General features: G+C 60.0%; 11 protein-coding genes. 4 read left to right on the top strand and 7 right to left on the bottom strand.

Features of this window, described 5'->3' with window-relative positions:
- Positions 1-72 precede the first annotated feature (72 nt).
- On the bottom strand, positions 73-732 hold the full coding sequence (locus J2D75_RS08855; RefSeq protein ID WP_207854421.1) for a pyridoxamine 5'-phosphate oxidase family protein: 660 nt from the start codon (positions 730-732) through the stop codon (positions 73-75).
- Positions 733-742: 10 nt separating this feature from the next.
- Complete coding sequence (locus tag J2D75_RS08850; RefSeq protein WP_243428631.1) at positions 743-1,465, bottom strand: type 1 glutamine amidotransferase; 723 nt, start codon at positions 1,463-1,465, stop codon at positions 743-745.
- Positions 1,466-1,646: 181 nt separating this feature from the next.
- Between J2D75_RS08850 and pdxR the strand changes: the two genes are divergently transcribed.
- On the top strand, positions 1,647-3,203 hold the full coding sequence (pdxR, locus tag J2D75_RS08845; protein WP_207854419.1) for a MocR-like pyridoxine biosynthesis transcription factor PdxR: 1,557 nt from the start codon (positions 1,647-1,649) through the stop codon (positions 3,201-3,203).
- On the opposite strand, the gene J2D75_RS08840 is transcribed toward pdxR, so the two are convergent.
- From J2D75_RS08840 to J2D75_RS08820, 5 genes are all read right to left on the bottom strand, one after another.
- Entirely contained in the window at positions 3,154-4,383 is a 1,230-nt protein-coding gene (locus tag J2D75_RS08840) for a cation:proton antiporter (RefSeq protein ID WP_207854418.1), read from the bottom strand. The two genes, pdxR and J2D75_RS08840, sit on opposite strands and share 50 nt — an antisense overlap.
- A gap of 448 nt (positions 4,384-4,831) precedes the next feature.
- Positions 4,832-5,572, bottom strand: coding sequence for a pirin family protein (locus J2D75_RS08835; protein ID WP_207854417.1), 741 nt, complete (start codon positions 5,570-5,572; stop codon positions 4,832-4,834).
- Positions 5,573-5,578: 6 nt separating this feature from the next.
- Positions 5,579-7,183, bottom strand: a complete 1,605-nt coding sequence (locus J2D75_RS08830) for an efflux transporter outer membrane subunit (protein ID WP_408736753.1) — start codon at positions 7,181-7,183, stop codon at positions 5,579-5,581.
- Positions 7,170-8,246 (bottom strand): HlyD family secretion protein, encoded by a 1,077-nt coding sequence (locus J2D75_RS08825; RefSeq protein WP_207854416.1) that lies wholly within the window; start codon positions 8,244-8,246, stop codon positions 7,170-7,172. The genes J2D75_RS08830 and J2D75_RS08825 overlap by 14 nt, the downstream gene beginning before the upstream one ends.
- Positions 8,247-8,266: 20 nt before the next feature.
- Positions 8,267-9,928 carry an MFS transporter gene (locus J2D75_RS08820; RefSeq protein WP_207854415.1) on the bottom strand — a complete coding sequence of 554 codons (1,662 nt, stop codon included), beginning with the start codon at positions 9,926-9,928 and terminating at the stop codon, positions 8,267-8,269.
- Positions 9,929-10,047: 119 nt separating this feature from the next.
- On the opposite strand from J2D75_RS08820, the gene J2D75_RS08815 reads away from it, so the two are divergent.
- The 3 genes from J2D75_RS08815 (at position 10,048) to J2D75_RS08805 (ending at position 13,717) form a co-directional block, all read left to right on the top strand.
- Positions 10,048-10,974: a LysR family transcriptional regulator gene (locus J2D75_RS08815; RefSeq protein WP_207854414.1), complete on the top strand. Its 927-nt coding sequence runs from the start codon at positions 10,048-10,050 to the stop codon at positions 10,972-10,974.
- 86 nt (positions 10,975-11,060) lie between these two features.
- On the top strand, positions 11,061-12,503 hold the full coding sequence (locus J2D75_RS08810; RefSeq protein ID WP_207854413.1) for a mannose-1-phosphate guanylyltransferase/mannose-6-phosphate isomerase: 1,443 nt from the start codon (positions 11,061-11,063) through the stop codon (positions 12,501-12,503).
- A gap of 50 nt (positions 12,504-12,553) precedes the next feature.
- Positions 12,554-13,717: a glycerate kinase gene (locus J2D75_RS08805; protein ID WP_207854412.1), complete on the top strand. Its 1,164-nt coding sequence runs from the start codon at positions 12,554-12,556 to the stop codon at positions 13,715-13,717.
- The last annotated feature ends 17 nt before the right edge of the window (positions 13,718-13,734 follow it).

Genomic DNA, 13,734 nt, shown 5'->3' with positions numbered 1-13,734 from the left:
AGTATTTTTTCTCACATAGCTCCATGTTTTTCTTACATGGCGCGTTCTGTCCGATCCGGTTCAGGAGGATGATCAGCCGATATGAAAGGAGGCGATTTCGGCAGGAGGTTCAAGGCCGGGCAGGTTATGCGGATCAGGCTCAGGTGGCAGAACCTGCATGCGTACGGGGATCACCCCTGCCCATACGGGAAAAGTGCTGTCGGCCTCATCATCCTGCGGTGGGCCTGTGCGTATTTTGGCTGAGGCCTCGGTAATGGACATCCCCAGAACGGTTGTGGCCTTGAGTTCCTGTGGGGTGACTGGGCGCAGCCTGTCCCATTGGCCGGGAATGGTTTTGTTGACCATGTTGCGCAGTTGTTCGGCTTTTTCGGTGTCTGACAGTTTTTCGGGGCGGCCGAAAATCATGACGGAGCGGTGATTGATATTGTAGCTGAAAGCCGAGCGCGCCATGACCAGACCATCGTATAAAGAAACCGTGACACACACATCCTGTTCCAGAACGCTGTCGATCATGCGGCTGGCGGATGATGCATGCCAGAAAATACGATCGCCATCGCGCCATTGTAGTGTGGGGGTGACAATCGGCGTGCCGTTATGGATGTATCCGACATGGCAGAGTGGCATGGCATCCAGTATGGCGTGGACGCTTTGCGGGTCATAAGACGCAATCTGGTGAAAACGCCGCACACGGGTGCGAGCACTCGGGGGTGGAAGGGCTGGTTGTCCGGTCATGGTCTGTCTTTCAGGAATGCGGGGTCATGCAGGTGAACAGGTTTTCGTTCAGAGCATGCGCCATGGCGTTGAAACCGGGCAGAAGGGGGGCCAGCGTGGTTTCAAGGGTGGCGGCGCGTTCTGCACCCAGAGCTTTTTCCATACTGGCCTTGTATTCCGGAATGGCGCTCCATTCCGCTACGGTGGTGTCTGTCATCTCTACATGGTACTGCAGTCCCCATGCGTGGGGGCCGACACGCATGGCCTGTACGGGGCAGGCGGCATTGGCGGCCAGCACCACAGCCCCTTCAGGCAGGGTTTGTACTTCGGCACCGTGCCATTGGAAAATTTCCATTTCATGAGGTGCGTTGGCAAAGAGAGGGTCCTGCTGCCCTTCTGTCGTAACATGGATAGTGGCAAGCCCGACTTCAGGCTTTTTCATCAGACCGACATGACCACCCAGTGCCTGTGCGAGAAGCTGGTGGCCCAGACAGATGCCAAAATAAGGTTTTTCCAGATTACGAACCCAATGGTAGATTGCTGACATTTCTCGAACCAGCCAAGGGTTTTGTTCAGTTTCCCAGACATCCATCGGCCCGCCAAGTACGACCAGAAGATCAAAATCTTCCAAGGGGGGGATGATGTCATCACGGTTGAAGTGAACGGTATGGACATCGTGTCCGGCTTTTTTCCAGAAATCGCGGAAAACGCCGGGGTGTTCGACATCAAGATGCTGGAAGACAAGAATCTGCATGAAAACCTCGGCATAAAACATAGGTAATCATGACAGGATGGCATGCTGGAGGACGGTGGGGCTAGGGCCAATTCCCGCGTATGGAAGGAGCCAATTGGTCACTGGTTCTTTCGTTGCTTGTCACCGGTGGCGGCCTGTTCCACGATAGTGTTTTGCTGAACAGGAGGCGTATGTAAAAGCCGTGCCCCGTCAATATGCCGCATCCGGTTCGTTGCTGAGTTTTCGTCTGGAGCCTGACAGGGGGCAACCGGTTTATGTCACGCTCTACGCGCAACTGCGCGAAGCCATTCTGACAGGGCGGGTGGAGGCCGGTACGCGCCTGCCTGCCAGCCGGGTTCTGGCGGCGGAACTGGGGTTGTCACGCAATACGGTGGTGGCGGCTTATACCCGTCTGGCGGATGAAGGCTATGCCCATGCGCGCGGCGGGGCTGGTGTTTATGTGGCGTCCATCCTGCCTGAAGAGGCAGTGTTGCCATCGCTGTCGGCTCAGCCTGACTGGGTGCCTGATAAGGGGGAGGGGGGCGGCCCCATTCTGTCGGCGCGGGGGCGGCAGCTCGCCGCTATGGGGCTTGAGGGAGGGAGTGCGCGTCCGGTACCTTTTGTGGCGGATGTCCCTGCTTTTGATGTTTTTCCTCTTGATAGCTGGATCAGGCTGATGGCGCGTAGCTGGCGGCAGGTACAGCCGGATATGCTGGGTTATGCCCCGGCAGCAGGCCACGAGCCATTGCGTGAGGCCATAGCCCAGAACCTGCGTGCAACCCGGTTCCTGCGGGCCGCAGGTCGGGATGTGATCATGACTTCGGGTTCGCAGCAATCGCTTGATCTGCTGGCTCGCGTATTGCTGGACCCCGGAGAGGCTGTCTGGATAGAGGAGCCCGGTTATGGGGGCACCCGTAGTGCATTTATTGCCGCAGGTGCGCGGTTGGTGCCGGTGCCAGTAGATGCCGAAGGCCTGTGTGTGGAGGAAGGGCGGCGGAGAGAGCCAGCGCCCCGGCTGATTTTTGTCACGCCGTCCCATCAGTATCCTCTGGGAGTGACGATGAGCATGGCGCGCCGGGTTGAACTGCTGGCGTTTGCCCAATCCTGCGGCGCTTTGGTGGTGGAGGATGATTACGACAGTGAGTTCCGCTACGCAGGGGCCACGTTGCCTGCGCTGCAAAGCATGGACCGGGCAGGGCGGGTTTTCTATCTGGGGACGTTCAGCAAATCCCTTCTGCCAACGTTCCGGCTGGGTGTGCTTGTGCCGCCACCCGCTTATGGAGCGGCTTTTGCCAGCGCAAAAAGTGTGATTGATCGACACCCGCCATTGCTTGAGCAGGTGACACTCCTGTCCTTTATGCGTTCAGGCCAGTTTGCTGCCCATATCCGCCGCATGCGCCGGATATACCGGGAACGTCAGACCGTGCTGGTGGAGGCCGTGAACCGGCATATGGGCGACATCCTGCATATGGAGCCATCTGACGCCGGTGTGCACCTGATCGGCACCTTGCGGGATGGGCAGGATGACCGGGCTTTTTGTGCCGGGGCAAGGGCTTGCGGTATTCTGCTACGGCCCCTGTCCGATACCTATCTTGGCCCCCCGGCGCGGCAGGGGGTGCTGTTCGGCTTTGCGGCCATTCCACCCCGGCGGATAACGGCCGCCGTACGCAGGTTGGCCGATTATGCCCGACATGGTCAGGCAGGTGTTGCTAACGCCGGGCAGGCTGATCGCGCGGGATCGGCGGAGCCAGAAGCCTGAACAGCGGGCCTGTCAGCGTGGTGGACAGAACGGCAAGCACGACCAGTGCGGCAAAGGCAAACTCTGACAGCATGCCTTTTTGGTGCAGGATGGTGGCGGCTACGATTTCCATTAGCCCCTTGCATTGTAGTAGTGCGCCTATGCCAAGGGTCTGGCGGAGTTTAAGCCCCGAAGTGGGCGGGTAGAGGAAAACCGCGACAATCTTGGCAACGATAGACACCGCAACCAGTGCTAGCGAGGCCAGAACAGAAGGCCATGTCAGGGCATCGCCATCAATTTTCATGCCTGAATGGCCGAAAAACAGCGGGGCAAGCCAGATCAGCGCAAACGAGCCGACCTCTTCCACGGGCAGGCGGCGCACCCAGCTTGGCGGCATCAGCGCACCGGCGAAATAGGCGCCGATGAGTTCATGTAGGCCAAGCTGCATGCTGGCCCATGAACCAGCCGCGAGATAAACCGGCACCGTTACCCAGATAACCCATGTAGGTGGGTGCAGAAAATGGCGCGAGGCCCAGTTGCCTGCCGCCGCCATAGCGACAAGCAGCCCGATGGCCAGAAATTCCAGTTCTGTCCAGCCATGCAGGGCGGATGATCCGCGTGCGGCAAACTGGAGTGCTGCCAGCCCGATCCACAGAGCCGCATCGTCCACCACAGCCAGTTTAAGGGCAAGCTGCCCCATAGGTTTGTGTGCCGGGTCCAGTTCACGTACCACACCGATCAGCACCGGCAGGGCGCTTACGGCAATGCACAAGCCGATTGACGCAGCCGAAACCCACGGTGCGGCTTGTGGTGCGGCCCAGCCCGGTAGGTGCAGGAAGAATGTGTAGGCCAGAATGGAGCCAACCAGAAATGGCCCCCCTAAAGCGACCAGTGCGCCGGTCAGCAGCCGCCACAGGCCCGGTTGCGGCAGAGCATGGGCGGATGGGCCATCACCGGGGTGCTGCCACATTTCCAGCCCGGCAGTAAAAGCCAGCACAAGAACGGCGACCCAGCCAATATCGGTACCATAAACCGAAGGAATGCCGATCTGTTTGACCGGTACATGCCAGGCAGCCAGCAGAATACCCAACAGAATCGGTAAGACGACAATAGGCAGCACCTTGCGGGTGAGCCGCCAGAATATCCACGGAAGTAGTACAAAAAGTCCAATATCAGCCAGAAGTGCCGTTATTTCTGCCATGTTGCATCCTTATTCTGTCTGGTCCTGTGTTCAGAGAGATGGAGTGTATACGAAATATGCAAAAATTGCATGCCAATATGTTGTATCTTCATACGCTGCATGCCGGGAAGGGCTGGACAGCCGCACACTTTTCTGTGTGGAGGCGTGTTTCGTCCGTGTCGGTGCGTTCTTGTGATTGTTTGCATCGCGGTGGTCGGAAAGCCCGTTAAAGAGCCGATTTCTGCGGTATGTGGGCGGGTGTGGCAGTATGTCAGAAACCGGCTGCTTATGGGGGTATGACCAAGGCTGCCCTTTTTTCCATGCCGGGTGCGCGTGGCGCAGGAAACCGGAGGGAGCGGCTCATGACCCATGACAGGGCAAAGGCTCAGGCAGGGAGGGGGGCGCAGGTGTCGTGGGGCAAGGGGCCTGTTCTGCCCTCTGCTCTGTCGGCTGTTTTCAGGTGGGAGCCTTATAAAAGGCTCTCGGGCGTGAGGGGGGTATCCACAAGCAGGAGCACACTTTGCGTGCTGGCTATCACCGTCAGGTTTTCCTCGCCGGTTATCAGGGCGGCATCCTGTGGCTGGAGCGTGGTCCCGTCAATGCGTGCCTGCCCCTCCACCACCAGAAGGAAAAGGGCGCGTTCGGGCGTTGTCTGGTAGGCTGCGCCCTCCCCCTGAGGCAGGGCGGCGTGTAGCAGGCGGCTTCTGCTGCGTAAGGTCAGGGGGGCGCCATCGGTTATGGTTAGCGTGGCTTCGGGGTTGTCTTCGGGGTCATCCTCCGCAAAGCCAGAGGCCAGAATACGAAAACCCCCGTCTTCCAGTGCGGCAAAGGCTGGCCGCACACTTTGCTCCGGGGCGGCTTCCTGTGTTTCGGGCAGGATGTGGAACTGGATCAGGGTGCTGTCACACATGGCCTGCCATGTGGGGGATGCGCCGTTGGGTTCGGTGCCAATGGCATGCAGCCAGTTTTCTGTCAGGTCTTCAGGCGGAAAGGGAGCGGCACAGGCCCGCACGGCGCCACGGTGTATCCATGTCAGAATATCCCTGTCCAGCACGGGGGGCGGCTGGGTAAAGGTCTGGCCAGCAGGCAGGTTCACCCTTGCAACAGTCGCCAGAGCGTTGGTTGCGGGCGCCTCGCCGGGCAAGGGATAATGCTGCACGGCGAGGGCTGGGCCCTGCAAACGTTCTGCTGCCTGCAAAAGTGTAATCATGCCGGTTTATCCCCTGCCTGCCGTTGGTGTGCCAACAGGCGTGGTGTTAGTGGAGGGTGTGCGGGCGGTGCTGGCAAGAGGGGGGGTGTTTTCCCAGCCCCCACCCAGTGCGCGATAGACCTGTGTTAGCGTACTGGCAACGCGGGTTGTCGCATCCACCAGCGCATTTTGCGATGACAGCAGGGCATTTTGCAGGGTCAGCACATTCAGGAAGTCCGACGCCCCGGCAATATATTGTGCCTGCGCGGTTTTAACGGCTGTTTCGTTTTCCTGTACGGCTTCATGCAGGTGATCCCGCTCATTCTGGGCGGCGGTAAAGTCGGCCATGGCGTTGTCCACTTCCTGCCATGCCTTGAGCACTGTGCGCTGGAACGCCAGAGCAGCTTCCTGCTGCTGGGCTTTGCGCAGGTGAAGCTGGCCTGTCAGCCGTCCGCCTTCAAAAATCGGCAGGGTGGCGGTGGGGCCAAAACCGTACTGGCGCGATGCCCATGACCCAAGGCCGCTGAACTGCAAGGCCTGAATATCCAGACTGCCCGAAAGGGTTATGCGTGGAAAAAAATCCGCTACGGCAACCCCGATACTGGCCGTGGCCATGTGCAGGCGTTCAGCCGCCATACGAATATCCGGGCGGCGTTCGGCCAGTTGCGAGGGCAGGCCCACCGGCACGGCGGGTGGGGTAACGGGAATGGCCTGCGGCCTGCCCAGTTCCGCATCCAGAGCCCCCGGCTCGCGGGCGACCAGAAAGCTGAGCGCATTGAGGAGGTGTACCTGCTGGCTTTCAAGGGGGGCCAGCCGGGATTCAAAGCTGTGGAGCTGTCCTGTGGCTTCGGCCACATCAAGCCGGGTTGCGGCCCCTTGCTGAAAGCGCAGGCGTGTCAGTTCCACACTGTGGCGGGCAACGGCGATATTGCTGCGCAGGATGGCGCTATGCGCCTGCACGCCACGCAGGGCAATATAGTCCTGCGCGGTTTCCGCCATGAGGGATACCAGCACATCGCGTTGCATGTCTTCAGTGGCGTGCATGGCGGCTGTGGCGGCCTCTACCTGACGGCGCACATGCCCCCATAGATCCACTTCCCACGAGGCGTTCATGCCGTATTGCGGCAGGTCGAAAGACGGATTGCCCACACTGCCCGGCATGGCCGCGGGGCCGAAACCCTGCGTACCGCTGGCGATCTGGCCTGCCTGCTGGCGCTCCATCGTGCCAAGCAGGCCAAGGATACCGTTGGTGCTGGCGCGCTCGCGGGCATAGGACGCATTGCCCTCGATATGGGGCATTTGCGCCGCACTGGCGATCCGGCGTTCGGCGGTGCTCTGCATCAACCGCATGGAGGCGGCTTTTAAGTCCAGATTTTCGCGTGCAACGGTTTCTTCCAGCCGGGTCAGCAGCGGGTCGTGGAAAATCGTCCACCACTGTGCATCGGTTGTGGCGCTTGTGATCTGGCTGCTTTCAGGGGGGAGCGTCTGCCGCCATGTGGCTGGAGCCTTGACCTCAGGGGTGTGATAGTCCGGGCCTACGGTACAGGCCGAAAACGCCAGCACGACAGGCAGCACCGCGCGTTGCAGCCGTAGCGGGCAGGCCCGGCGTTGTGTGGGTTTACTGCCAGACATAGCGCACATCTCCGGCATGGGGGCCTTGCGGGTGAGAGGCCGTGTCGATCTTGACCTCAACCGACATGCCCACGCGTACTTTCGCCGCGTCTGGCTGGCCGGGGTCGAATGTCAGCTTGACCGGCACACGCTGCACCACCTTGGTAAAGTTGCCGGTGGCGTTGTCAGGCTGGATGGGGGCAAAGGCGACATCCGTGGCCGGAGCGATCGAATCCACATGCGCCTTGAGCGGGTGGCCCGGAAAGGTATCAACCCAGAGTGTGGCGCTCTGGCCGGTCTGCACCTGTGTAAGCTGGGTTTCCTGAAAATTGCCGAGCACGTAGGCTTCCTGCGTGGGCACAATCGCCATGACTGTCGTGCCGGGGTGAACATATGCGCCTACGCGCGCACTGCGTGCGCCCACCACGCCATCTACCGGGGCGGGAATGGTGCAGTAGGAAAGGTTGAGTGCGGCCTGTTTTTCATCGCCACGGGCGCGTAGGAGCGCACCGCGCGCCCGTTCAAGCTGCGCACGCAGGACACCTACCTGCAAGGTGGCGGCGCTGACAGCCGCAGTATCACGCGCCTTGGCGGCCAGTGCTTCTTTCTCCCGCGCCTCGGAAGACTGTTTCTGTTCCACGGTGCCGGCGCCACCGGCTGAAAGCGTGCGGTAACGGGAGAGGTTCTGCCGGGCGAACACCAGATCCGCCTCATCCGCCTGCACGGCAGCCTGTGCCTGTGCGATCAGCGCATCCTGACGACGAAGGCTGGCTTCAAGGTTGGAGACATCCCCTTGTGCTGCCAGCACGGTGCCGTGCGCAACATCCAGTGCGGCGCGGTAGTCGTCATCTTCTATATGTACCAGTTCTTCACCGGCTTTTACGCGCTCGTTGTCCTGCGCTGCCACCCGGTCGATCCGGCCTGCTATTTTAGGGGCTACGAGAGTAAAATCGGCCGTTACATAGGCATCGTTGGTGTATTGGTGAACACCATCACCAATCACCAGCCGTGAACCGAGCCATGCAAGGCAGGACAGGGTCATGGCGGCGCATCCGGCATAAAGGAGGGGTTTTCTGTAGATCATGCGAGGGGTGTTCCGAACAGTCAGGGAGCGGGGCTGGTAGCGGGTATGGGGGTGGTGGCAGGCGTGGGGCGTGCGGGTGCGCGGGGAGGATAAACCCGTTTTGGCAGCACGAGGTTGAGGCCCGCGTAGCCAAGGCACACCACCATCACCCCCAGGTAGATGTCGGCCAGAGCCAGTACCAGCGACTGCTCATGAACGTAGGTGTGAAAGACCTGTAGCGCGTTGTGCGCCACATGCGTGGTATCGGGCGAGGTTGTGGCAAGCTGCCCGGCAATGGGGCTGGCACCATCTGCCGGGGTGGCATGGGCGCTGCCGTGGCCGAGCAGCATGGTGGAGTGATACTGCTCACGGCGGCGCGTCAGGGTGGCAAACAGCGCGAACGCCACGGCATTGGCCAGCCCTTTGAGCATGTTGACCATGCCTGAAATAAAGGGGCCATCCGCTGGCCCCATGGCCAGTGTCGCCAGCATGAGTGTGGGGATGACTGTCATGGGCTGGCCCAGAATCTGGAGCATCTGGATCGGGTAGAAGTTATCACGCACCCAGTCCGGTGTTAGCCATGTGCCAAGCCATGCGGCTCCGGCCAGACAGAGCATGCCGCCAGCCAGCACGTAGCGGCAGTCTACCCGTGCGCTGTTACACAGGGCGGCGATAAGTGGCAGCATGACAAGTTGCGGGAGTGCTACCACCAGCGAGACAGGCGCGGTCTGGATCGGGCGGTAGCCCCGTACGGCCTCAAGATAGGTTGCGGGAATTTCGGCCATGAGCGAGCAGATGGCCAGAATGCCTACGAGCGAAAGCAGCGATGCCTGAATATTGCGCGACTTCCAGTACTGGATGCGAAAATACGGGCTGGGGTGAAAGGCTTCGTTGATTACAAACACCACGAATGCCGCCAGCCCCCAGAATGTCAGATGGGTGATGAGCGTAGAGCGGAACCAGTCCAGCCTGTCGCCCTGATACAGCACGGTCACGAGGGAAATGATGGCGGGCAGCCCCACCATTAGTCCGAACCAGTTGAACTTCTCGAACCGTTCCAGATGCACAGGGTCTTTGGGCAGGCCGTAGGCCATCATGCCGATGGCAAGGGCAGCCATGGGGATGATTTCCCAGTAAAGCCAGTGCCAGCCAAGGTTTTCAAACCAGAAGGCTTCCAGCGGCAGGCCCAGATTGGGGCCGAAGGTCGCACTCATGGCGTAACCGCCGATGCCGAAGACACGGATTTCAGGGGGCAGGTATTTGAGCATGACCGTCATGAGCACGGGTGGCAGGCACCCTGCTGTCATGCCCTGCATGGCCCGCAGGATACAGAGCGATGTGACATCGGGCATGAACGGGGCTGGTATGGCCAGCAGCGCCATGACTGCCGTCATGAAAATGGAAAAACGGTAGATTGAAAAGGTCATGTAAAACCAAGGCGTAAAGGCCATGGCGGCGATGTTGAATGCCTCGTACAGCGTAATCAGCCAGGTGCCTTCATCGTGGCCGATACGCATGGCTCCACGGATATCGGCCAGTCCGATTTCTGTCACATGCTCGTTAAACCCCGCGACATGCACCGCCAGCAACATGCCAAGGCAGCCAATGATGGTGCGCAGGCCAAAAGGCGGAATATAGGACGGCAGTGCTGGTGCGGCATGAATGACCGGAGCAGGCTGCTCAGTGCGGGCGGGATGTGTCATGGCGGCATGATCAGAGCAAAGCGTGCGTGACAAAACCCTCATTTCAGGCAGAAGATGATTTCACTTTCTGGAACCATTAAATCTGGTCTCTGCGTCAGATGATGTCTAAAACCGGAAGGATGAGACAGTACGACCTCGATCTGCTGCGGTATCTGCACGTTCTGGTGGAAGAAGAAAGCGTGTCGGCCGCAGCCCGGCGCATGCAGGTGAGCGAACCAGCAATGAGCCGCCACCTGGCCAAGCTGCGGCGTGTTTTTTCCGACCCTATTCTCGTGCAGTCCGGCCGCCGGATGACGGCCTCCTCCTTCGCCACGGGTATTCTTGCCCGCGTGCAGGAAGTGGTACGGCTGGCTGATGCGCTGATAGAGACACAGGCACTGGCTGATCTGGCCAATATGGCCCCGACCTTTACCATCCGCGCCAATGATCTGATTATTGCCGCTATTGGTCTGCCGCTTTTGCGCGCTCTGCGGCAGGATTGCCCGCAATGCGATATTATTTTTGCCCCGGAGGTAGATGATCCGGCCTCTGACCCGCTGCGCCATAACAGTATTGATCTGTACATAGGGGCTACGGATGCGCTCAAACCTGAAATCCGGCGGCAGACCCTGTTCCGCGACCGGATGTATGGTCTGGTGCGCGAGGGGCACCCCATTCTTAATGAACCGCTTACTCCGCAAAGCATGGTGCGGTACGAGTATATCAGTGTGTCGCGGCGGGGGCGTGCGCGTGGGCCGATCGACTGGGCCCTGCGCGACTATGGGCTGACACGGCGGATCGCTATGGTGGTGCCGAACTACCATGCCATGATTGAAACCATGGCCAAGACCGATCTGGTGCTGGCCATACCGGGGATGGTGCTCGAAAATATTTCCATGGAAGCGCTGGGGCTGGCGTCTTTCGAGTTTCCGCTACCCCTGCCGTTTATTGAGGCGTTTCAGGCGTGGCACCCCCGGCGGGATACCGACCCGGTGCATCGCTGGTTGCGCGAGACCCTCTTTCGGGTGACGCGGCAGGTCTTTGCTGATCGGACACTGGTGTCCTGACGGGGATCATGCCAAAGACAGACAGGAGCTGGAGCATAGACAGGCGTGCTCGGGCCAGTGTCTGAACAAAACAGGAAAACTGTGCTGTGAACGAAGCCGTATTGCTGTCAAATCCCAAGGTGGTTCCGGTTATTCTATCGGGGGGGTCGGGAAGCCGTCTGTGGCCTTTGTCACGGGGGAGCTACCCTAAACAGTTTTGGCGGCTTCTGGGCGAGCATACGCTGTTGCAGGACACCGTGCTGCGCAGTCGCGGTATTGGCCTGTCTGCCCCGGTGATCGTGTGCAATGCCGAGCACCGTTTCATTATTGCCGAACAACTGCGCGAGGTCGGGGTGGCTGATGCCACGATCGTACTGGAGCCGGAGGGGCGCAATTCTGCCCCGGCTGTGGCGGCTGCGGCGTTTCTGGTCGCGGAACGCGACCCCGAAGCCATTTTGTGGATCATGACAGCCGATGCTGCGATCGGTGATGTACCGGCCCTTGCCCGTGCGCTGGACAAGGCCGTGGCGGCTGCTGCCGAAGGGTATGTGGTAACCTTTGGTATGCGGCCCACCCGTGCGGAAACGGGGTATGGCTATATTGAGCAAGGAGCAGAACTGCCGGACGTGCCGGGGGTGTGGACTGTTTCGCGGTTTGTGGAAAAACCTTCGGCGGAGGTGGCGGCAACACTCGTAACTGACAGCCGCTACTTATGGAATTCGGGTATGTTCATTGCCCGTGCCAGTACCTTTTTGGAAGAAACCCGCACTCATGCGCCGCAGGTTTTCGATGCCGTGCAGCAGGCTGTATCCCGGCGGGTGGCTGATCTGGATTTCGAGCGTCTTGACCCCGCTTCGTTCTGTGCCGCCCCCAATATTTCGGTGGACTATGCCATTGCCGAACGTACGGCGCTGGCCGCCACCGTGCCCGGCGATTTCGGCTGGTCGGATATCGGGAGCTGGGACGCCCTGTGGGAACTCAGCCCCAAGGATGAAGACGGCAACGCCGTGTATGGCGATGTTTTTCTGGACGATACCAATAATTGCTATGTTCGCTCGGAAGGTATTCTTACGACCGTGTGCGGGGTCAGTGACCTTGTCGTGGTAACCACGCGCGATGCAGTCATGATTGCGCACCGTGACCGTGCGCAGGATGTCAAGAAAATGGTCGCGCGCCTTACCAAGGCAGGGCGGCAGGAGGCCGTTGCCCATCATCGTATTTATAGGCCATGGGGTTTTTACGAAGGGCTGATTCAGGGCGAGCGCTTTCAGGTCAAGCGCATTGTGGTGCAGCCGGGGCAGAAGCTGTCGCTGCAAAAGCACTTTCACCGGGCCGAACACTGGGTTGTTGTAGCAGGTACAGCGCTGGTGACCAAAGGTGAAGAGGTGGTGATGCTGCGTGAGAATGAAAGCATCTACCTGCCGCTTGGTGTTGTGCACCGGTTGGAAAATCCCGGCAAAATCCCCCTTACCCTGATCGAGGTTCAGTCTGGCCCTTATCTGGGGGATGACGATATTGTGCGGATAGAAGATGTTTACAGCCGGGCCTGAAACCGGTTTGAGCGTAAGCCTGTTGTGTTGGGTTACAGGCGGAGGGAATCATGAAAATTGTTGTTGTCTGTGATTCCTTCAAAGAAAGTCTGTCCTCCCTTGCCGTGGCGGATGAGATCGAGGCCGGTTTCAGAGCGGTGTTTCCTGCTCTTGAGTGCATCAGCCTGCCTGTGGCCGATGGGGGCGAGGGCACGGTCGATGCACTGGTACAGGCAACGGCAGGCCAGTTCCTCCACCATGATGTGACAGGCCCCATGGGTGAGAGGGTGCGCGCACGTTATGGCGTGCTGGGCGATGGCCGCACTGCTGTAATTGAAATGGCTGCTGCTGCCGGGCTGGATCTGGTGCCGCGTGCGGCGCGTGATCCGCGTATCGCCACAACCTTCGGGTTAGGGCAGCTTATTCTACATGCGCTTGATGGTGGGTGCCGCCGCTTTATTCTGGGTCTGGGCGGCAGTGCTACCAATGATGGCGGGGCCGGTATGGCGCAGGCGCTCGGTGTGCGTCTGCTTGATGAAAACGGGCAGGAACTACCGCGCGGCGGGGCTGCTTTGCAGGCTCTGGCTCGTATCGACGCCAGCGCACTCGATACCCGGCTGGCCGAGAGCGTATTCGAAATTGCCTGCGATGTTGATAACCCCCTCACTGGTGAGCACGGGGCTTCGGCTGTTTTCGGGCCGCAGAAAGGGGCTACACCAGATATGGTGGCCTTGCTGGATACAGCGCTCTTTCGGTTTGGTCAGGCCCTCGAAACGCATGGCGGTGTCAGCATCATGACAGCACCGGGGGCTGGTGCGGCGGGTGGTCTGGGTGCCGGAGCCTCTGTCTTTTTAAGAGCAACGCTCCGCCCCGGAGTGGATATCGTGCTTGATGCACTGGCGCTGGATACAGCACTGGTGGGGGCTGATCTGGTCATTACCGGAGAAGGACGGCTGGACAGCCAGACCGTCCGGGGCAAGACTCCAGTGGGTGTGGCCCGCTTTGCCCGCCAGCATGGTGTTCCGGTTATTGCGCTCGCGGGTGCGCTGGGTGCCGGGTACGAGGCAGTGTATGAGCACGGAATCAGCGCCGTGTTCAGTGTTGTTAACCGGCCATGTCTGCTGGAAGAAGCACTGGCTGAGGCGCGGCCTAATATTCGTGGCACAGCTCGCAATATAGCGGCTCTTTTGGCGCTATCGGCATCTGCCTCCGCCTCCACGGCTCGCGTATACTGATCGAAAACATGTCCGCG

Source organism: Acetobacter suratthaniensis (assembly GCF_017377745.1).
In the GTDB taxonomy this organism is placed as follows: Bacteria; Pseudomonadota; Alphaproteobacteria; order Acetobacterales; family Acetobacteraceae; genus Acetobacter; species Acetobacter suratthaniensis.
The sequence above is the reverse complement of the archived record's forward strand: the minus strand, read 5'-3'. Positions and strand labels throughout refer to the sequence as shown.

Bases quoted from the DNA above. Each gene is read 5' to 3' on its own strand.
- J2D75_RS08855 (WP_207854421.1), bottom strand. From the start codon at position 732: ATGACCGGACAACCAGCCCTTCCACCCCCGAGTGCTCGCACCCGTGTG.
- J2D75_RS08850 (WP_243428631.1), bottom strand. From the start codon at position 1,465: ATGCAGATTCTTGTCTTCCAGCATCTTGATGTCGAACACCCCGGCGTT.
- J2D75_RS08840 (WP_207854418.1), bottom strand. From the start codon at position 4,383: ATGGCAGAAATAACGGCACTTCTGGCTGATATTGGACTTTTTGTACTA.
- J2D75_RS08835 (WP_207854417.1), bottom strand. From the start codon at position 5,572: ATGATTACACTTTTGCAGGCAGCAGAACGTTTGCAGGGCCCAGCCCTC.
- J2D75_RS08830 (WP_408736753.1), bottom strand. From the start codon at position 7,183: ATGTCTGGCAGTAAACCCACACAACGCCGGGCCTGCCCGCTACGGCTG.
- J2D75_RS08825 (WP_207854416.1), bottom strand. From the start codon at position 8,246: ATGATCTACAGAAAACCCCTCCTTTATGCCGGATGCGCCGCCATGACC.
- J2D75_RS08820 (WP_207854415.1), bottom strand. From the start codon at position 9,928: ATGACACATCCCGCCCGCACTGAGCAGCCTGCTCCGGTCATTCATGCC.
- J2D75_RS08815 (WP_207854414.1), top strand. From the start codon at position 10,048: ATGAGACAGTACGACCTCGATCTGCTGCGGTATCTGCACGTTCTGGTG.
- J2D75_RS08805 (WP_207854412.1), top strand. From the start codon at position 12,554: ATGAAAATTGTTGTTGTCTGTGATTCCTTCAAAGAAAGTCTGTCCTCC.